Annotated in this window: 13 protein-coding genes and 7 pseudogenes; 11 read left to right on the top strand and 9 right to left on the bottom strand. The window is 40.6% G+C overall.

Annotation, left to right across the window (positions count from 1 at the left end; genetic code table 11):
* Nucleotides 1-541: 541 nt before the first annotated feature.
* Nucleotides 542-1,159 (top strand): annotated as a pseudogene (locus tag VL20_RS20855) (IS1634 family transposase); the annotation flags it as partial.
* A 144-nt stretch (nt 1,160-1,303) separates the two neighbouring features.
* Nucleotides 1,304-2,468, top strand: a pseudogene (locus tag VL20_RS20860) (ISAs1 family transposase).
* A gap of 94 nt (nt 2,469-2,562) precedes the next feature.
* Here the strand turns inward: VL20_RS20860 and VL20_RS20865 are convergent.
* On the bottom strand, nt 2,563-3,717 hold the full coding sequence (locus VL20_RS20865; RefSeq protein ID WP_052275466.1) for an ISL3 family transposase: 1,155 nt from the start codon (nt 3,715-3,717) through the stop codon (nt 2,563-2,565).
* Nucleotides 3,718-4,256: 539 nt separating this feature from the next.
* Between VL20_RS20865 and VL20_RS33115 the strand changes: the two genes are divergently transcribed.
* The 5 genes and pseudogenes from VL20_RS33115 (at nt 4,257) to VL20_RS20900 (ending at nt 8,098) form a co-directional block, all read left to right on the top strand.
* Nucleotides 4,257-5,090: a transposase gene (locus tag VL20_RS33115; RefSeq protein ID WP_284525807.1), complete on the top strand. Its 834-nt coding sequence runs from the start codon at nt 4,257-4,259 to the stop codon at nt 5,088-5,090.
* Nucleotides 5,065-5,277: a hypothetical protein gene (locus tag VL20_RS20875; RefSeq protein WP_052275239.1), complete on the top strand. Its 213-nt coding sequence runs from the start codon at nt 5,065-5,067 to the stop codon at nt 5,275-5,277. The genes VL20_RS33115 and VL20_RS20875 overlap by 26 nt, the downstream gene beginning before the upstream one ends.
* A gap of 245 nt (nt 5,278-5,522) precedes the next feature.
* A pseudogene (locus tag VL20_RS29795) lies at nt 5,523-6,543 on the top strand (IS630 family transposase).
* A 66-nt stretch (nt 6,544-6,609) separates the two neighbouring features.
* Nucleotides 6,610-6,921, top strand: coding sequence for a hypothetical protein (locus tag VL20_RS20890; protein ID WP_052277658.1), 312 nt, complete (start codon nt 6,610-6,612; stop codon nt 6,919-6,921).
* Nucleotides 6,922-7,033: 112 nt separating this feature from the next.
* A pseudogene (locus VL20_RS20900) lies at nt 7,034-8,098 on the top strand (ISKra4 family transposase).
* Between the two features lie 403 nt (nt 8,099-8,501).
* Here the strand turns inward: VL20_RS20900 and VL20_RS20905 are convergent.
* Nucleotides 8,502-8,669, bottom strand: a pseudogene (locus VL20_RS20905) (IS110-like element ISMae40 family transposase); the annotation flags it as partial.
* Nucleotides 8,670-9,652: 983 nt separating this feature from the next.
* On the opposite strand from VL20_RS20905, the gene ltrA reads away from it, so the two are divergent.
* The 3 genes from ltrA (at nt 9,653) to VL20_RS20920 (ending at nt 12,007) form a co-directional block, all read left to right on the top strand.
* Nucleotides 9,653-11,497: a group II intron reverse transcriptase/maturase gene (ltrA, locus tag VL20_RS20910; RefSeq protein WP_052276107.1), complete on the top strand. Its 1,845-nt coding sequence runs from the start codon at nt 9,653-9,655 to the stop codon at nt 11,495-11,497.
* 103 nt (nt 11,498-11,600) lie between these two features.
* Nucleotides 11,601-11,804 carry a type II toxin-antitoxin system HicB family antitoxin gene (locus tag VL20_RS20915; RefSeq protein ID WP_002734086.1) on the top strand — a complete coding sequence of 68 codons (204 nt, stop codon included), beginning with the start codon at nt 11,601-11,603 and terminating at the stop codon, nt 11,802-11,804.
* Nucleotides 11,801-12,007 carry a type II toxin-antitoxin system HicA family toxin gene (locus VL20_RS20920; protein WP_002741035.1) on the top strand — a complete coding sequence of 69 codons (207 nt, stop codon included), beginning with the start codon at nt 11,801-11,803 and terminating at the stop codon, nt 12,005-12,007. Before VL20_RS20915 ends, VL20_RS20920 begins: the two co-directional genes overlap by 4 nt.
* Nucleotides 12,008-12,317: 310 nt before the next feature.
* Here VL20_RS20920 and VL20_RS20925 read toward each other — a convergent pair whose 3' ends face one another.
* Together VL20_RS20925 and VL20_RS20935 are read right to left on the bottom strand one after the other, a co-directional pair.
* Nucleotides 12,318-12,608: a PIN domain-containing protein gene (locus VL20_RS20925; RefSeq protein ID WP_081417930.1), complete on the bottom strand. Its 291-nt coding sequence runs from the start codon at nt 12,606-12,608 to the stop codon at nt 12,318-12,320.
* Nucleotides 12,609-13,172: 564 nt separating this feature from the next.
* On the bottom strand, nt 13,173-13,493 hold the full coding sequence (locus VL20_RS20935) for a hypothetical protein (RefSeq protein WP_002790031.1): 321 nt from the start codon (nt 13,491-13,493) through the stop codon (nt 13,173-13,175).
* A gap of 520 nt (nt 13,494-14,013) precedes the next feature.
* Here VL20_RS20935 and VL20_RS20940 point away from each other — a divergent pair.
* Nucleotides 14,014-14,301 carry a hypothetical protein gene (locus VL20_RS20940; protein WP_002790029.1) on the top strand — a complete coding sequence of 96 codons (288 nt, stop codon included), beginning with the start codon at nt 14,014-14,016 and terminating at the stop codon, nt 14,299-14,301.
* A gap of 24 nt (nt 14,302-14,325) precedes the next feature.
* Here the strand turns inward: VL20_RS20940 and VL20_RS29820 are convergent.
* The 5 genes and pseudogenes from VL20_RS29820 to VL20_RS29830 all read right to left on the bottom strand — a co-directional run.
* Nucleotides 14,326-15,479 (bottom strand): annotated as a pseudogene (locus tag VL20_RS29820) (IS630-like element ISMae23 family transposase).
* A gap of 206 nt (nt 15,480-15,685) precedes the next feature.
* A complete protein-coding gene (locus VL20_RS29825) occupies nt 15,686-16,840 on the bottom strand; it encodes an ISL3 family transposase (protein ID WP_052275591.1) in 1,155 nt (384 codons plus the stop codon).
* A gap of 166 nt (nt 16,841-17,006) precedes the next feature.
* Nucleotides 17,007-17,219 carry a hypothetical protein gene (locus tag VL20_RS33120; RefSeq protein ID WP_052275239.1) on the bottom strand — a complete coding sequence of 71 codons (213 nt, stop codon included), beginning with the start codon at nt 17,217-17,219 and terminating at the stop codon, nt 17,007-17,009.
* The gene (locus VL20_RS20965) at nt 17,194-18,027 is read right to left on the bottom strand and encodes a transposase (protein ID WP_284525807.1); all 834 of its coding nucleotides are present in this window, start codon (nt 18,025-18,027) and stop codon (nt 17,194-17,196) included. Before VL20_RS20965 ends, VL20_RS33120 begins: the two co-directional genes overlap by 26 nt.
* A 99-nt stretch (nt 18,028-18,126) precedes the next feature.
* Nucleotides 18,127-18,936 (bottom strand): annotated as a pseudogene (locus VL20_RS29830) (ISKra4 family transposase); the annotation flags it as partial.
* Between the last annotated feature and the right edge of the window lie 37 nt (nt 18,937-18,973).

The following is an 18,973-nucleotide window of genomic DNA, read 5'->3' on the forward strand; positions in this document are numbered from 1 at the left end:
TGTCACATTGAAAATTTTATCTAAATCGTCAAAACGATTGCCGGCTCTGAATTACAGGCTAATTTGTTTGCCCAGCAGATGCACAATTAGCCCTAAAAATCTGATAGCTCTGATACCAAATTATTGAGATAAACTCTCATTAAGCTGGCGATCGCTGACTAGAGTGTGACACTTCATAATTCTTAGTAATCGCTAAAAGTCTTACTATACCTGAACTTCCCCCATACATATATACCATAATAGCTGAAAACCCTTATCCATCAATGGATGCACCCCCTTAACTTTTCTTAATGTACCCATGTAATTTGTAACATTTCTTAATGGACAAGAATTCTCTCCATTTGCTAAAATAGTGGTCATGTATATAGAAAAAGTTCCGGCTCTTCGTTACTTGTTATGGTTCGATAGGGGGGCATAAATCGACTAAATCCTTATCTGGCAAGAGACTTAATTGATTAGTTCGCTCTAGATCAAAAATAATTGACAAAAATCGCCAAATGCCTTTCTATATAAGGGTTCCATCCCTTATAACCCCCGTCCATTGCATAACAAAAACCGAAGAACCAAAGTTCCTAACCGTAATTCTCCCCCCGCTGTTCTTCTTCGAGAATCCTACCGAGAAGGAGATCAAGTCAAAAAAAGAACCCTGGCCAATCTCTCAAAATTACCCGATGATATTATCGACAATCTGAAACTGGCTCTTAAAGGGGCAACACTGTCCATGAATGAAGGCATTCCCAATCATTTTGAAGTGATTAGAAGTCTTCCTCATGGTCATGTGATGGCTATTTTAGAGACGATTAAAAAATTAGGTTTAGATAAAATAATCAGTGAAAAATCCTCACGAATCAGAAACGTAGTGGTGGCAATGATTGTGGCAAGAATCATCAATCCTAAATCGAAATTAGCCACAGCGAGAGGGTTTAATAGCGAAACTTGCAGTCAGAGTTTAGGACAATTGTTAGACTTAGAGAAAGCCGATGAAGACGAATTATATAACGCCTTAGATTGGTTATTAGAAAAACAAGAGAAAATTGAGAAGCACCTAGCAATTAAACACTTAGAATCAGGAACATTAGTCTTGTATGATGTCACTTCTACCTACCTAGAAGGAAATGGTTGTGAACTGGGAAAATATGGTTATAACCAGGGTAATCGCGCGTCGTTTTGTATAGATGGTAACAGACAAAAATCCCTAACTGTTAATTTGGTGACGACGAACTGGCCTGAGTTAATCTGAGAGGAAGTGAAAAATCCTGTATTTTAGTGGTTGAGTATGGCAGAAGGATTTGGTCCCCTAGTCTTGAACCCCAAGCAAGAGCGAGAGGCAAAACTTTTAAGAAAGAGTGTCTTGAAACATTTTCAGCACCTAGAAGACCCCAGAGCGGACAGGGGACGCAATCACAGCCTGGTATCCCTAATTGCCCTAGCCATTTTGGCGGTCTTAGCGGGTGCCGACGGGTTTGTCGCCATAGAAGCCTACGGAAAAGCCAAACAATCCTGGTTGAAAACCTTTTTGGAATTACCCAATGGGATACCTTCCCACGACACCTTGGGTCGAGTCTTAGGAATGCTAGAACCCGAGCAATTAAGGTCGGGATTCCTAGGGTGGATCGGGGAAATCACCGAAAAATTGAACCTAGAACTAATCCACATAGATGGGAAAACCGCCAAGGGTTCCTATGACCGTGAAAAGAAACTAAAGGCTTTGCACACAGTAAGTGCTTGGAGTAGCGAACATGGGTTAGTCTTAGCCCAAGAAAAAGTGGACAGTAAATCCAATGAAATTACCGCCGTGCCGCTCAGAAGTGCAATTGCTCAATCTCAAGGGAGCGATAGTCACTTTGGATGCCATGGGAACCCAGACGGAAATTGCCCAACAAATCAAGTCTGGGGGCGGAGATGACGTCTTAGCCCTCAAAGGCAATCAGGGCAAGCTCTTTCAACAAGTAGAAGGCTGGTTTGACCAAGCTATAGCCGGGGATTGGCAAGGGATTGAATACAGCTACCACGAAAAGGTGGAGTCGGGGCATCACCGGATCGAAACCCGTCAAATTTGGGTGGTGCCGGTGTCCCAATTACCGCCCCTGCATCGGCAGAGTCTGTGGCCTGGCCTAACCACCGTAGTCATGGTTCGCAGTGTCCGCCAATTATGGAATAAAACTACTACAGAAATTCGCTTCTTCATCAGTAGTTTAGCAGCGGATGCCCAAAAACACGCCGAGGTGATTCGCGGACATTGGAGTATTGAAAATAGTCTCCATTGGGTACTCGATGTTACCTTTAATGAAGATGCCAGTCGGGTTCGTCTGGGGCATGGAGCGGAAAACCTAGGTCTGTTGCGCCGTTTAAGTGTGAATTTGTTGAAGCAGGAGCCCTCGAAAATGAGTCTGAAAATGAAACGTTATAGGGCGAGCATGGATGATAATTTCATGGTAAAAATCTTGGAGGCCAGTGCGGTTGACTGAAAAAGGAGGTGTCAATTAGACTTGTGAGCGTTCTCGCGCAGCGAGCGCGTTGCGACCAATCCAGGCTCTTCTGGTTTTCGTGTGTTAATTTTTGTTATGAATTAAAGCAAGCAAACAGCTTAAGTCGAAGATGTTCAAAATTGGTAAATCCATAACTCATTCTTTTAATAAGCTTTATTTTGGTATTCATTCCCTCAATTAATCCGTTGGTTGTCTGATTTTCAAAGTAATTACAAATACCTGGCAAATGCTTCTGGATCATCCTGGCACTACTTTCATATAATATCCCGCCTATTCTTATCCATTTTTCCAATTTTCTCTCAGCACCTCTGAACGTTCTACTACTTTGATAAATTTGTCTAATTTCTTCTTTCATTTCCCAGGCTATTCCTAAGCATGGATGTTCTTTCAGAATAACTTCTAGTTGTTGTTTTTGCTCGTCCTTTAAGTCCTCTTTATTCTTCCATAATAAATGAGGTAATCCTTTTTCATGCACCCCCATTAACTTTCTCAATTTATTAAGCTCGTCATTGATGATAGCCATTACATGAAAACGGTCATAGATGATTTTAGCATTGGGAAATAATTCCTTGATCACTGCTGTAAATCCTGACCACATATCGACGCTCACTTCTTTCACTTTCTCCCGAACTGCGTCTGGCTGTGCTTTTAAGGCTTCCATTAATTCTTCTTGCTTATGTCCTTTAATCACATCTAGTAAAATTTTCTTGTCCATATCTACGACCGTTGTGATGAAATCTTTATGTCCTTTTAAGTTACTAAATTCATCTAAGCTTATTCGTTCTGGTGCTTCCCACTCTTCCTTTTCTAGTTCTTTAGCACAGTGATTAAATATTAACTCAACTTCTGACCATCCTAACCCTTCTTCTCGACTTATTTCTTCGATGCTACAATTTTTTACTCTCTCATAAATCATCGATTCATAGCGAATTGTATGATGCTGTCTTAATCTCATAAAACTCAGTCTTTCGCTGATATACTTTTGGCACTTTTGACAATGAAACTGACGGCGTGGTACTTCTAAATATACTGGATTACCTAATATTGACAAGTCTCTGACTAGATTATACTCTGTCTGATTGATTCTGTCTAAGGTTTGATGGCAATTCGGACATTCAATTGTTTCATTTAAAAGAGCAAGCTTTAGGAAAATTGTCTGAGCAATTTTTTGATAATTGACCACTGTTACATTTGGTAAATCGAGGAGTTGATCAAAATTTATCCACATAACCCACCTCCTGTTCTGTGTTACTATTATACCATGCTCACACAGAACCTAGAAGAGCCAAATTAATTTTGAGTGGTTGTCCTAACCACTCTATTTCTTTAGGGGGTCGTTTGGCTAGACCCCCCGCTCTATCTAGCTTGTAGCCCCTCTGTCACCCCTTGAACTTTTTTTATTTAGTTTTGTAACAATTTAGCAACAAAAAAGGCACAGGCAACAAAGACTAAATCGCTCTTAAAATAAGCGATTTACTGTTAAGAACATCAATCGGGGACTTATTGAAAACTCTAATTTTTGACCAAGAGAAATCAAAGATAATCCCCGACCTTTTAATAGACCTCGGCTCTTCTCGACTTTGTGTGATAATTTTTGCTTATGGAACCCTGAAGTGCTTATTGGGCAAAACTTTTAGGACTATTTTGCGGAAGAAACTATCGGTATAGCTGACTGACGGACACAAGTGGGTCAAAACCTGACAAGACAAGGGTTGCCAAAAAGAAAAATATCTGGGTAGATAGGGAAAAAGCAAGAATCCCTACAAGATGAAAACCGAGAACAGAATCTTCTCCCAAGTTTATTCCTATCTAGAACAAGGAAGCCGATTTGTGGATAAAAGACATTTAACCGTCCTCAGTTGGATGGTGACAGCCCTACTCAGTAGTCAAAGTCTCAATCAAGCCAGATGGGAACCCTTTGTACAAAGCAGAGCCGAACAAGCCAATAGTTATCAGAGACGGTGGAATCGCTTTTGCCAGAATGGAAGAGTAGCGGTGGAAAAGATATACATCCCCTTAATATTGAAAGCCATCGAGACTTGGAAGGAGAAGGGGGAAAGACTGTATCTAGCAATAGATACCACTCTGTTGTGGAATCAATACTGCTTTGTCTATCTAGCGGTGGTCTGCGGGGGGAGAGCCGTCCCCTTGATGTGGATGGGATTAGAACATGGTAGTGCCAGCCTAGCTTTTGAGAAATACGAACCCTTGTTGGACAGAGCCAAAGGCTATCTTCAGGGCTTTGAGAATGTCATGCTGTTAGCCGACCGAGGCTTTGCCAATCAGCAATTAATTCAATGGCTCAGGAAAAATACTTGGCATTGGTGTCTTCGCTTACCTTGCGATACCCTCATTTACGGTGTTCGCCGTCGGGGTTTTGGCTATGAGGTCAGAGAACTCTATCCTCCCAAACGGCAAGCCTGCTTTGATCGCAACGTTCAAGTCTGGCAGGAGGCTAGAATCACTGCTCATCTTGCTTTAGCCTCTGTTCCAGGGGTTAAGGATAATTGGGCAATTCTGAGCGATGAACCTCCTACCCTTGACACCTTCTGGCAGTATGGTCTTCGTTTTCCCATTGAACATCTCTTTCAAGGGCAGTAAATCGGGCGTTTTTGACTGGGAACATTCTCGTGTTCGCTCTGCTGCTTGTTTAGAACGTCTCTATCTCATTGTTGCCATTTCTATTCTCTTTGCTACTTTAACTGGCATGGCGGTTCAACAATCTGGCTCTCGCCGTCAGGTTGATGCTCATTTTCGGCGTGGTTTGAGTTATTTGAAAATTGGTTGACGTTGGCTGGCGGGAGTTGTTCATAAGGCGCGTGGCTCTTCTGGTTTCTGTGTGGAAACGAGGTCTATACCGATCTGACTGACGGACACATTTTTCAATACAAAGACAAGTACTGTTATGTGAAAGCCTCAAACTCCTGAATAAAAGAAAAGGTATACTTTGCACGGCTACAACTTGCATTTTTTACTCAAGGACAATAATATAGTTTAAGAGTCATAATTAGAAGCAAAGCACTCATTAAAAACATGATTAACCTAGAATTCACGGAAGAAGAAAAGAACTCACTATATTATGAAAGATTTCATCATCCCCATCCCCGGGTTCAACTGAAGATGGAAGTTCTCTGGTTAAAAAGCCAAAAGATACCGCACCAAAAAATTTGTCAGTTAGCAGGAATCTCGCCAAATACCTTATTAACCTATCTTCGCGATTATCAAGAAGGCGGAATAGAAAAATTAAAAGAAATCAACTTCTATCGCCCTAAAAGTGAATTAGAGTTTCAAAAAGAAACCCTCAAAAAATACTTCGAGAAAAATCCACCAGCCACAATAAATGAAGCTGTATATTAGGATAGAAGAATTGACGGGAATAAAACGAAGTCCTACCCAAGTGAGAAAATTTTTAAAATCAATGGGAATGAAATGTTTAAAAGTAGGTTCTCTTCCTTCTAAAGCTGACCCAGATGAACAAGAGGACTACAAAGAAAAAAAGCTAGAACCCAGACTAAATGAGGCTAAAGAAGGAAAAAGGGCTGTTTTTTTTGTTGATGCCGCTCACTTCGTCATGGGAGCATTTCTCGGTTTTGTTTGGTGTTTTGAGAGACTTTTTGTTAAGTCACCGAGCGGGCGTAAACGCTTCAATGTTTTAGGAGCATTAAATGCAATAACTCATGAAGTTATTCTGGTTACGAATGACACTTATATTACGGCAACTCAAGTCTGTGAACTCCGGTCAAAAATAGCTGCTTTAGGACTAATAATTCCCATCACTCTCGTCTTAGATAATGCCCGCTATCAGAAATGTAAAATTGTTGAAGAATTGGCTCTTTCTTTGTCAATAGAGCTGCTCTATCTGCCGTCTTATTCACCTAATCTAAATTTAATTGAAAGGCTGTGGAAATTGGTCAAAAAGAAATGTTTATATGGTAAATATTATGAGAACTTTTCTGACTTTTCTTCAGCTATTTATGAATGTCTGAATGATGCCCATCTGAAACATAAAAAAGAACTGGATCTGACTGACGGACACAAGTGGGTCAAAACCTGACAAGACAAGGGTTGCCAAAAAGAAAAATATCTGGGTAGATAGGGAAAAAGCAAGAATCCCTACAAGATGAAAACCGAGAACAGAATCTTCTCCCAAGTTTATTCCTATCTAGAACAAGGAAGCCGATTTGTGGATAAAAGACATTTAACCGTCCTCAGTTGGATGGTGACAGCCCTACTCAGTAGTCAAAGTCTCAATCAAGCCAGATGGGAACCCTTTGTACAAAGCAGAGCCGAACAAGCCAATAGTTATCAGAGACGGTGGAATCGCTTTTGCCAGAATGGAAGAGTAGCGGTGGAAAAGATATACATCCCCTTAATATTGAAAGCCATCGAGACTTGGAAGGAGGGAGCATCTCACTTATGCAATGAGTATTAATACTTATAGCAGTCAAAAACTAGAAAATCTTCAACTTGATCACAAAGAGAAATGAGATTATAATAGTTATAACTTACAATTCAGAATAGCTCTCGATGGGAGGAATAATTCAATGTTATCAGAAAATGAAAAAAGAATTAAAGAGTTATGTCAAGAGTTAGGGCAATGTCTCTATGAGCAATCCCAAATTAAGAAATTTAATAACTTGGGAGAGATAGAGGAGACAGTCAGAGATTTAATGATTCATTATGTTAACCCAGAAATCGGTATTTTTTTGTCAAAACAAGCACAGAAGAAACTGCCGGTCGGACGAGAAAAGTGAAAAGTATTTTGGGGGAATTACCAATTACAGAAAAACAAGCGAAAAAATTAGAAATAAAGTCTCGGACTCAGATGAGTCCAATGTTAGAGAAGAACTGTTTGCTATTAAGTGGCGATGAATCCTACGAAAAATCGGCGCAGAAAATCAAATCATTGACAGGGATTGCTGTTTCTCACAGTACCCAACAACGCCTCGTACATCGATATGCTTTTGAAGAATTACCGTCTAACCCAGAAGTGGAAGTGGAAGAAATGAGCCTAGATGGCGGTAAGGTACGACTAAGAACTGCCAAGGGAAAAGCCTTAATTTGGCGTGATTATAAAGCAGTGAGTTTTCATCAACTGGGGGTAGCGGCTTTTTTTCAAGATAACTCAGCTTTATTAGATTTGGTTAATTCTCAAGTTTTGGCCAAGCCTTTAATTTGTTTAGGAGATGGACATGATGGTATCTGGAATTTATTTCGTGAGCTCGGAGAGAAACAGGAAAGAATTGAAATATTGGATTGGTATCATTTAATTGAAAACCTCTATAAAGTTGGCGGGTCATTCCAGCGAATTGAGGAGGTAAAATGTTTTCTTGAGGAAGGGGGACGTGGACGCCGCTATCTCTTGTTGTGAAGGATGGTCAGAGCCGCAAGTTGAGAATTTTATTACTTATTTAAACAAGCATAAACATCGAATTGTCAATTATGGTTATTTGCAGGCAGAGGGGATTTCCATTGGCTCTGGCTCCGTCGAATCAAAAATTAAACAAATTGCTCATCGTCTTAAAATTACTGGTGCAAGTTGGCAATCTTGTAATGTACCGCAAGTCCTTCGTCATCGCTGTGCTTATCTAAATGGTTGCCTTTTTTAACTTTTTTATTGATCTCATTAAGCATTTCTACTTATTGCAAAGGTGAGATGCTCCCTGGAAGGAGAAGGGGGAAAGACTGTATCTAGCAATAGATACCACTCTGTTGTGGAATCAATACTGCTTTGTCTATCTAGCCCACATTCCGCACCCTAAGTGTCACAACGTCTCAAAAGAGGAAGATGCCTGAGTCAAAATACTTATCTAGAGGAGTGAGTTGGCGGCAAGCTGCCGGCAACTAAGCCGAAAATTCCAGGGTTCCCCCAGTCATTCGCAATAAACAGTGCTTATTGAGAATGACTAGGCAATCAGACTTAACATCTAGGGGGAGATGTTCCAGTTGCTCGCTTTGTTTTGTCACCCCTGGAAGTCAATCCATCTGGTCAAGATAAGAGATAATATTCCTGGATTCCACCACCACCAAACTCGGTGAGAGAGGATGTAATTGTTCAATCAGCGATTGAACGCCAACGTCGCTGTTGGGTTGTTGCAAGGTCAGACCTTGCGGCAACACGTAGATATCTAGAACCTCTTTACTGACATCGATCCCTACCCATGTTTTTTCTTCTGTCATCGTTTATGCTGGGGTTAAGTTATTTTGTCCCTTTGGTAACTCGTCCTTGCGAAGACGAGGTTAATCCTAAGGGCGATTGTTCGAGCTTGTCTCCTCGGGATGACGGCGTGGCTCCGGTGGCTACCCAACGGTGTCAAGCACCTCGGTTGAACTGGATGTCCACGCCCTTTTTCAGAATATAGGCACCCAAGCTACAAAGCGGTATTTTTTACCTAGGTTGGGACGGGTTGCCTACTTCTCAAGATACAAGGTTGGGTTGACCCAAGGAAACCCAACTTCCATATTCATATTAAAATAAGAGGTGCGAAACGTTTAGGCATGAAATAGGGCTGAAATGCCTGAAATAACCGCCTAGTAAGGTCTTCAGTCCCCCGACTGAATCTAAGAGGTCAACACAGACCAACCTTATAACTGTTTATATGTCCCGACGTTTAGTATCATCCGATACCAAACTAGGCAAGGGAACTCAAGGTCAATACACTTGTAATAAATCTTTACAAGGTGAGAGTAACGGCGATAGCCACCCCCAGATTCAGAAATCACAATTCTGGGACTGAAGCGGGGAACGGAAGGCTCCGAGGTGTTACCTAACACCAGAATCGAGACCACTGCCAACCATCCATGATTAGGCGTGAGCCGAATGTCTGACCTGAACCATCGTAATTAATAAGCAGTGAAATAGGTTGACACACTGCGTTCAAAAGAATAAGGGGAATAGTGAGGAAATCTTACTCTCACTCACACAGACCTTTAAAAGTACCCCGGTGGATAGGACAAATCTAAAGATGGAATGCCCATATAAACGGAACGTGATAAACCCTTTTAGGCTCTGAGTATCGGTCGAAATACTCAGTAGTAATAAGTGTAAGCGCAAGCCTTCAAGGGTGTGAGATGTAACCAAAAGCCAACGCTTGACGGTAACAGTCAAGATATGCTAACAGGTTACGGTTTGATTGTAAGGATAGAGTCTAGTAGGAGTCTATATGACGAAATCGAGAGAAGGTAAAGGGTTCGGGAAACCGAAAACCACTAAGACTACGAATGTATGGAAAACTATCAACTGGGGTAAAATCCAAAGATATGTTTTCAAGCTCCAAAAGAGGATATACCAAGCGGCTAAATCGGGACAGGGTGCAAAGGTTAGAAAGTTGCAACGTCTATTAGTGAAATCATACTACGCTCGTCTATTAGCAGTACGCAAAGTAACCCAAGACAATCAAGGAAAGAAAACAGCAGGAGTCGATGGAATGATAGCAGTATCCCCAGAACAAAGGCTAAATCTAACCGAAGAAATCAAAGGAACACTGAAAGCAAAACCGTTAAGAAGGGTATGGATTCCTAAACCCGGCAGGGATGAAAAACGTCCATTAGGAATACCAACTATCAAAGACAGAGCTAGACAAGCGTTGATTAAATCGGCTCTTGAACCAGAATGGGAGTCAAGAATGGAAGGAACCAGCTATGGTTTCCGACCGGGAAGGTCAGCCCAGGACGCAATATCAAGGATATTCTCAACCATCAATAAAGGTAATTACTTTGTATTAGATGCTGATATTGCCAAATGTTTTGACCGAATTAATCACGACCTTTTACTGTCCAAAATTCATTGTCCAAGTTCCTTGAAAAGAGATATTAAACAATGGCTTAAAGCAGGAGTATTGGACAACGGCGTATTTGAAGAAACAGAAACAGGGACACCTCAAGGAGGGGTAATAAGTCCACTACTTGCCAACATCGCACTGGATGGAATGGCAAGATTGATTGAAACACTATTCCCCAAAAAGAGTGATAAAAGAAATCAAGCTGTTTTAATAAGATACGCCGATGATTTTGTAGTAATTTCCCCATCACTCAAAATCATTGAACAGTGCCAAACTGCTATTTCTGAATGGTTAAAGCCGATAGGATTAGAACTCAAACCAGAAAAAACCAGAGTGTGTCATACACTTAACCCCATTGAATACAATGGGAAAACGGAGGAACCCGGCTTTGATTTTCTAGGATTCAATATTAGGCAATACCCAGCAGGAAAATATAAAGCAGGGAAAATAAATAAAGGAATACCCAAAACATTTCTAACACATATTAAACCTAGCCAAAAAGCAGTTAAAGCCCACACAGAAGCGATTAAAGGTGTAATCAAAAAACACAAGACAGCACCTCAATCAGCCTTGATTAGTCACTTAAACCCAATTATTAGAGGTTGGGCTAACTACTACTCAGGAGTAGTATCCACAGATACCTTCAATAAACTAGACTACACAATCTGGTCAATGTTAAGGGCATGGACAGAATCAAGATGCGGTAAAGCGGACTACGAAAAGCTGAGAAACTACTTTAAACCGGGTACAGTTAAACTTAGCAATGGGAAAGAAAGACAAGAATCTTGGCTATTTCAAACCAAAGACGGTCTCTATCTATGGAAACATAATTGGACACCAATTGTCAGACATACCCTAGTACGCCCCGACGCATCACCATTCGACGGAAATTGGACTTACTGGGCGACCAGACGAGGACAAGCAATCGACACACCGACAAGAGTAGCCAAACTACTTAAGAAGCAACAAGGCAAGTGTAGCCGATGTGGGCAGTATTTTACCCCATCGGATTTAATTGAAGTTGACCACATTCATCCTCTCAGCCTAGGCGGAAAGGATGAATATAAAAACCTTCAATTACTACACCGCCACTGTCACGATGATAAATCGGCAACCGATGGAAGCCTAAATCCATCTGGTTTGACAAAATCAGAAGTCAAACTAGATAATACAAGGTTAACCAAAGGAAGTCAAGCTGTATCCTTAACAAGGGAACAGTCAAACTAGGAGCCGTGTGAGGTGAAAGTCTCATGCACGGTTCTGAATGGGAGGGGAGGTCGGTGACGACCTTCTCGACCCCTAATATAAGTTTTCAAAAATTCTGAACCTGATGAAAATCAAAGCTATTATTCATCCAGCCGAAGAAGGCGGTTACTGGGCTGAAGTTCCCGCTCTGCCCGGTTGTATAACAGAAGGAGATAGTATGGACGAAGTTGTCGATAACCTCCAAGATGCCATACAAGGCTGGTTAGAAGTTGCCAATGAAAGCAAACAACCTGAATCTAGGTCAGAAGTGATTGAAATTGCTGTATGAAATCAATATCAGGGAAAAAACTCTGTAAAATTGTCGAAAAAAAAGGTTGGATACTCAAAAAAATTACCAGTAGTCACCATATTTATGAAAAGGAGGATGAAGATAAAATTCTATCTATTCCTGTACACCGCAATCAGGACTTAAAAATTGGAACTTTAAAATCAATTATGAAAATAGCTCGATTATCGGAAGATGACTTATAAGCTTTCGTAGGGTGCGTTAACGCGCGTGTAACGCACCATCAATTTTTTAATATGCGGTGGGTTACGCTGTCGCTAACCCACCCTACAGTGCTACTGTGAAGAGACAAGCTGATGTCCGAGGTTATAATGGTCAAAGAGTTAAAAAAGAAATTAATCTAATCAATATCCACAATGAAGGTACAGCTAAATGAGTCAAGTCTTAACCCTAGAATTGAGCGATGAAGTTTATGCCACCTTGCAACAGCAGGCTAAAATATTAGTAATAAAGCTTTCTTTCCCACATGGGTCAGATCATCACCAGCAAATTATCTCATCGCCGCCAATTTTCTACGATTAATCCCTGAACTCTCAGCATATCTGAGTCGTCAGAAACGATAATGAGATTATAGCTAATAGCTGTTGCTGCAATGAGAATATCAGTCATTTGTATGGGGGTTCCCTTAAGCCTTAAATCAGCAGAAATTGCTGCGGCTTGATGAACAATCTCCATTGTATCTAACAACAATACTCTCAAATCAGTGCGACACAAATTCTGAAATCTTGCTAACTTCTTCGTTGCCTTAATTGCTAATAGTCCAGCTTCAGTTTCTAAATAAGTAATACCTGGACTTCCCCCGTATAAAAATACTAGCTATGGCTAAAAGTCTTACAGAGCCTGAGTTCAAGCCATACAATACCAATGAACTACTGGACACAAAATCCTGAAGTTCTTACGCAGATAGGGTTTGAGGCAAAAATTTTCAAATTTGACCTTTAGACCATTATAGCTTGTTTCGGGGCAGAAAACCAGCAAAAACATGGCTACAGAGCGAATCCCTTACTCTAGAGATTAATGACACTATCTGTTAAAATCAGGTTAGCGATCACTATACAGCCAACTCTACGGAATCGCTCTACTCCAGATACAGTCAACGGTACAGTCATTTTCAAGTGAAAAATGTACCCAGTAGCCTCTTTTCAATTTTTTCTTAGAAGCGACCTGCAGTAAGGGTTTTGTTAATTTTCTAGTATTTATGTATGGGGGAAGTCCAGTAATACAGCTTATGAAAACATCCTTTCCTTCTAGCCTTACTGCACTCAATCTCTCAACGACTACTTGGTTGTCTTTGAGAATAGCTGTGACGATGTTAGTATCGAGTAGATAACCCACGACTATTTACTATTTCTATCTAAAACTTGCCATCACTGCTTCAAACTCTGCCATTTGTTCTGGAGTTAAATCCTTCAGCAGTCCCGCCATTGCTTGCACTCCTAAGACTCGCCTGATTTTGCGACCTAGACTTTCATCGGGCATTGTTTCTAATTCTGAAGAGGAAAATTTTTCGGTCAGTAAATTCACAAAATACTTAACCATTTCATCTCTATTTAAATCTTCCAATAAGCTCTCATTCTTGATAAAATCATCAATAATTGACGCGATACGAATAACGAGCCTGCACTGAATTTTATCCTCGACCAAATCTGATTGAATAGAGACTTGAGACATCCTTTCCTCCTTGAGACTGGTGTGGCGAATTTTTTCTGATTTTTAGGGAGCATCCCGTTTCGGCAAATCGTTTCCTTTCGTAGGAAGAGAGCAGATAACTCCCCAATCCAAAATCAGAGCCGAATAAGTTAATTTTAACCTAACCTGCTTCAAGTTCGCCTGCTGAAAAAAATTCCCAGCCCTGTCTTCCCGACAAGGCTGAAAAAGCCGTAATTTGTAACAGCACCCGTAATAAAGCTTCCTTTTCCGCATGGGTGTTGAAAGCAGGCTGGACGAATCAAGTGCGCCACGATGCTGCTTATATTAAAATTACCAACCGACAGTGCGATCGCAATCGCCATAGGGTGCGAAAACGCGCGTGTAACGCACCATCAATTTTCTAATATGCGGTGGGTTACGCTGTCACTAACCCACCCTACAGTGCTACTGTGAAGAGACAAGCTGATGTCCGAGGTTATAATGGTCAAAGAGTTAAAAAAGAAATTAATCTAATCAATAGCCACAATGAAGGTACAGCCAAATGAGTCAAGTCTTAACCCTAGAATTGAGCGATGAAGTCTATGCCGCCTTGCAACAGCAAGCTAAAATATTAGGTATCGACCTGTCAGAATTAGTAACAACTTCCCTTGAGCGACAGTATCGCTTGAACAAAAATAAAGACCAACGCACGGAAGCGGAAAAAGAAGCAGCACGTCAACGCTTTCGAGCGCACGCTGGCTCAATTAGCGGCTATCCGACAGGAGCAGATAATGAAAGCATTGATGCTGACTTAGGGAGAGAGTATGGAGATACTCATGAGGAGACATGAAATCGGTGATAAGCTTTTACGCATTTAAGTTACATTGACAGCATTACCCTTATTTTTAAGTTTTCTACTCCATTTAATAATCAATCCCCCTTCATTTAAAAGCTGATTGACTACTTTTTCCAGTTCTTCTTTATTTTCAAATTCTCGATTAGCTATGTACTCTTTAGCGGAATGCCACAATAATTCTATTAGGTTGTAATCTGGACTATAAGCTGGTAAAAACTCTAGCCTAATATTGGGCAACTCTTTTTCCACCTGCTCAATAACATCTTTCTTTTTGTGATAACTAGCATTGTCTAATATGATGATAATTTTCGGTCCTTTTTCTCGAAAATCTTCGGGCAGATTTCCCAAGTTTATCCATTCTTGACGAATCTCTTCATGAAGTTTCTTTAATTGTTCATGGAAAGTTTCTGAATTTCCTTTTTTGATCATAAAACAGACTCGTTTTTTGTCATTATATCTTAAGGCTCCCATCACATTCACCCTTCCTCTTTTTCTTTGTCCATTCACTTTTTTTCGCTTTCCTTTTTTTGTCCAAGCTCTCCTTCTTATTACTCTCAAACTAAATCCACACTCATAAGGGGCTGTGTGGCGAACCTGCGTCGCCACACAGCCCCGTCCCAAAACCATACCTGGATTGACTCTGGCTTTTCTTTAGCCAACCTTAAATATTCATCTAATTTTTCTTTAAATGCTTTTCTTAATTTCTTGTCTTGCTTATCTTCTAGACTATATTTCGCCCAGATATACACATACTTTTTTCTTCTCAATATTCTTCTCACTTGCGAGCCACTCAGTTTAATTCCTGTTTCCTTTTCTAGATGCTCTGCTAATCTTGCCGCTGTCCATCTCCCGAATTCATATCCAAATTCCTTCGGGTCTTCATCAACTATTTTCAATAGTAAATTAATATATTCCTCTGTGGCTTTTTTATGATTTCCATTTTTTCTCCCATCTTCTAGACTTTCTAAATTGTTAGGATCGCCGTGAACACACCAAGGGGCGACCGTTTTGAGTGAACAGCCAATAAACTCAGCTATTTCTCGTTGAGTTTTTCCGTCGTTTAGCAAGAGAAACATTAAAATTCTTTCCCTAACCTCTGCTCTTTCTTCTTCTTTAAGAGCTTTTTGTAAGTTTTTCTTTTCTTCTAAGTCTAGGAAATCTTTGGCTGGCATAAGTAGGATTTTTCTCAAGTTACTATTTCTATTTTAGGTGGTTTAAGTGCGTTTTAGCTTACTCCTCGATACCTGACTGACGGACACATTTTTCAATACAAAGACAAGTACTGTTATGTGAAAGCCTCAAACTCCTGAATAAAAGAAAAGGTAATTTTGCCATAATAATCCTGACGGCTCTTCTGGTTTTCGTGTGTTAATTTTTGTTATGAATTAAAGCAAGCAAACAGCTTAAGTCGAAGATGTTCAAAATTGGTAAATCCATAACTCATTCTTTTAATAAGCTTTATTTTGGTATTCATTCCCTCAATTAATCCGTTGGTTGTCTGATTTTCAAAGTAATTACAAATACCTGGCAAATGCTTCTGGATCATCCTGGCACTACTTTCATATAATATCCCGCCTATTCTTATCCATTTTTCCAATTTTCTCTCAGCACCTCTGAACGTTCTACTACTTTGATAAATTTGTCTAATTTCTTCTTTCATTTCCCCGGCTATTCCTAAGCATGGATGTTCTTTCAGAATAACTTCTAGTTGTTGTTTTTGCTCGTCCTTTAAGTCCTCTTTATTCTTCCATAATAAATGAGGTAATCCTTTTTCATGCACCCCCATTAACTTTCTCAATTTATTAAGCTCGTCATTGATGATAGCCATTACATGAAAACGGTCATAGATGATTTTAGCATTGGGAAATAATTCCTTGATCACTGCTGTAAATCCTGACCACATATCGACGCTCACTTCTTTCACTTTCTCCCGAACTGCGTCTGGCTGTGCTTTTAAGGCTTCCATTAATTCTTCTTGCTTATGTCCTTTAATCACATCTAGTAAAATTTTCTTGTCCATATCTACGACCGTTGTGATGAAATCTTTATGTCCTTTTAAGTTACTAAATTCATCTAAGCTTATTCGTTCTGGTGCTTCCCACTCTTCCTTTTCTAGTTCTTTAGCACAGTGATTAAATATTAACTCAACTTCTGACCATCCTAACCCTTCTTCTCGACTTATTTCTTCGATGCTACAATTTTTTACTCTCTCATAAATCATCGATTCATAGCGAATTGTATGATGCTGTCTTAATCTCATAAAACTCAGTCTTTCGCTGATATACTTTTGGCACTTTTGACAATGAAACTGACGGCGTGGTACTTCTAAATATACTGGATTACCTAATATTGACAAGTCTCTGACTAGATTATACTCTGTCTGATTGATTCTGTCTAAGGTTTGATGGCAATTCGGACATTCAATTGTTTCATTTAAAAGAGCAAGCTTTAGGAAAATTGTCTGAGCAATTTTTTGATAATTGACCACTGTTACATTTGGTAAATCGAGGAGTTGATCAAAATTTATCCACATAACCCACCTCCTGTTCTGTGTTACTATTATACCATGCTCACACAGAACCTAGAAGAGCCTCCTGACGAGCTTTGCGAGAAGCAAAACAGGGAAAAGGGTCAACAGAAAATAAGTGGTCAAGTCGCAAGAAGGGACGCGCCTTATGAACAACTCCCGCCAGCCAACGTCAACCAATTTTCAAATAACTCAAACCACGCCGAAAATGAGCATCAACCTGACGGCGAGAGCCAGATTGTTGAACCGCCATGCCAGTTAAAGTAGCAAAGAGAATAGAAATGGCAACAATGAGATAGAGACGTTCTAAACAAGCAGCAGAGCGAACACGAGAATGTTCCCAGTCAAAAACGCCCGATTTACTGCCCTTGAAAGAGATGTTCAATGGGAAAACGAAGACCATACTGCCAGAAGGTGTCAAGGGTAGGAGGTTCATCGCTCAGAATTGCCCAATTATCCTTAACCCCTGGAACAGAGGCTAAAGCAAGATGAGCAGTGATTCTAGCCTCCTGCCAGACTTGAACGTTGCGATCAAAGCAGGCTTGCCGTTTGGGAGGATAGAGTTCTCTGACCTCATAGCCAAAACCCCGACGGCGAACACCGTAAATGAGGGTATCGCAAGGTAAGCGAAGACACCAATGCCAAGTATTTTTCCTGAGCCATTGAATTAATTGCTGATTGGCAAAGCCTCGGTCGGCTAACAGCATGACATTCTCAAAGCCCTGAAGATAGCCTTTGGCTCTGTCCAACAAGGGTTCGTATTTCTCAAAAGCTAGGCTGGCACTACCATGTTCTAATCCCATCCACATCAAGGGGACGGCTCTCCCCCCGCAGACCACCGCTAGATAGACAAAGCAGTATTGATTCCACAACAGAGTGGTATCTATTGCTAGATACAGTCTTTCCCCCTTCTCCTTCCAAGTCTCGATGGCTTTCAATATTAAGGGGATGTATATCTTTTCCACCGCTACTCTTCCATTCTGGCAAAAGCGATTCCACCGTCTCTGATAACTATTGGCTTGTTCGGCTCTGCTTTGTACAAAGGGTTCCCATCTGGCTTGATTGAGACTTTGACTACTGAGTAGGGCTGTCACCATCCAACTGAGGACGGTTAAATGTCTTTTATCCACAAATCGGCTTCCTTGTTCTAGATAGGAATAAACTTGGGAGAAGATTCTGTTCTCGGTTTTCATCTTGTAGGGATTCTTGCTTTTTCCCTATCTACCCAGATATTTTTCTTTTTGGCAACCCTTGTCTTGTCAGGTTTTGACCCACTTGTGTCCGTCAGTCAGGATAGCGGCGTCCACGTCCCCCTTCCTCAAGAAAACATTTTACCTCCTCAATTCCCTGGAATGACCCGCCAACTTTATAGAGGTTTTCGATTAAATGATACCAATCCAATATTTCAATTCTTTCCTGTTTCTCTCCGAGCTCACGAAATAAATTCCAGATACCATCATGTCCATCTCCTAAACAAATTAAAGGCTTGGCCAAAACTTGAGAATTAACCAAATCTAATAAAGCTGAGTTATCTTGAAAAAAAGCCGCTACCCCCAGTTGATGAAAACTCACTGCTTTATAATCACGCCAAATTAAGGCTTTTCCCTTGGCAGTTCTTAGTCGTACCTTACCGCCATCTAGGCTCATTTCTTCCACTTCCACTTCTGGGTTAGACGGTAATTCTTCAAAAGCCTAGCGATGTACGAGGCGTTGTTGGGTACTGTGAGAAACAGCAATCCCTGTCAATGATTTGATTTTCTGCGCCGATTTCTCGCAGGATTCATCGCCACTTAATAGCAAACAGTTCTTCTCTAACATTGGACTCATCTGAGTCCGAGACTTTATTTCTAATTTTTTCGCTTGTTTTTCTGTAATTGGTAATTCCCCCAAAATACTTTTCACTTTTCTCGTCCGACCGGCAGTTTCTTCTGTGCTTGTTTTGACAAAAAAATACCGATTTCTGGGTTAACATAATGAATCATTAAATCTCTGACTGTCTCCTCTATCTCTCCCAAGTTATTAAATTTCTTAATTTGGGATTGCTCATATAGACAAGCTCCCAACTCGGCTCTTCTCGACTTTGTGTGATAATTTTTGCTTATGGAATCGTGAAATGCTTATCAGGCAAGACTTTTAGTG

Source organism: Microcystis panniformis FACHB-1757, assembly GCF_001264245.1.
GTDB classification, from domain to species: Bacteria; Cyanobacteriota; Cyanobacteriia; order Cyanobacteriales; family Microcystaceae; genus Microcystis; species Microcystis panniformis.

Bases quoted from the DNA above. Each gene is read 5' to 3' on its own strand.
- VL20_RS20865 (WP_052275466.1), bottom strand. From the start codon at position 3,717: ATGTGGATAAATTTTGATCAACTCCTCGATTTACCAAATGTAACAGTG.
- ltrA (WP_052276107.1), top strand. From the start codon at position 9,653: ATGACGAAATCGAGAGAAGGTAAAGGGTTCGGGAAACCGAAAACCACT.
- VL20_RS20890 (WP_052277658.1), top strand. From the start codon at position 6,610: ATGAAAACCGAGAACAGAATCTTCTCCCAAGTTTATTCCTATCTAGAA.
- VL20_RS20915 (WP_002734086.1), top strand. From the start codon at position 11,601: ATGAAAATCAAAGCTATTATTCATCCAGCCGAAGAAGGCGGTTACTGG.
- VL20_RS33115 (WP_284525807.1), top strand. From the start codon at position 4,257: ATGAAAACCGAGAACAGAATCTTCTCCCAAGTTTATTCCTATCTAGAA.
- VL20_RS20940 (WP_002790029.1), top strand. From the start codon at position 14,014: ATGAGTCAAGTCTTAACCCTAGAATTGAGCGATGAAGTCTATGCCGCC.
- VL20_RS20965 (WP_284525807.1), bottom strand. From the start codon at position 18,027: ATGAAAACCGAGAACAGAATCTTCTCCCAAGTTTATTCCTATCTAGAA.
- VL20_RS20935 (WP_002790031.1), bottom strand. From the start codon at position 13,493: ATGTCTCAAGTCTCTATTCAATCAGATTTGGTCGAGGATAAAATTCAG.
- VL20_RS29825 (WP_052275591.1), bottom strand. From the start codon at position 16,840: ATGTGGATAAATTTTGATCAACTCCTCGATTTACCAAATGTAACAGTG.
- VL20_RS20920 (WP_002741035.1), top strand. From the start codon at position 11,801: ATGAAATCAATATCAGGGAAAAAACTCTGTAAAATTGTCGAAAAAAAA.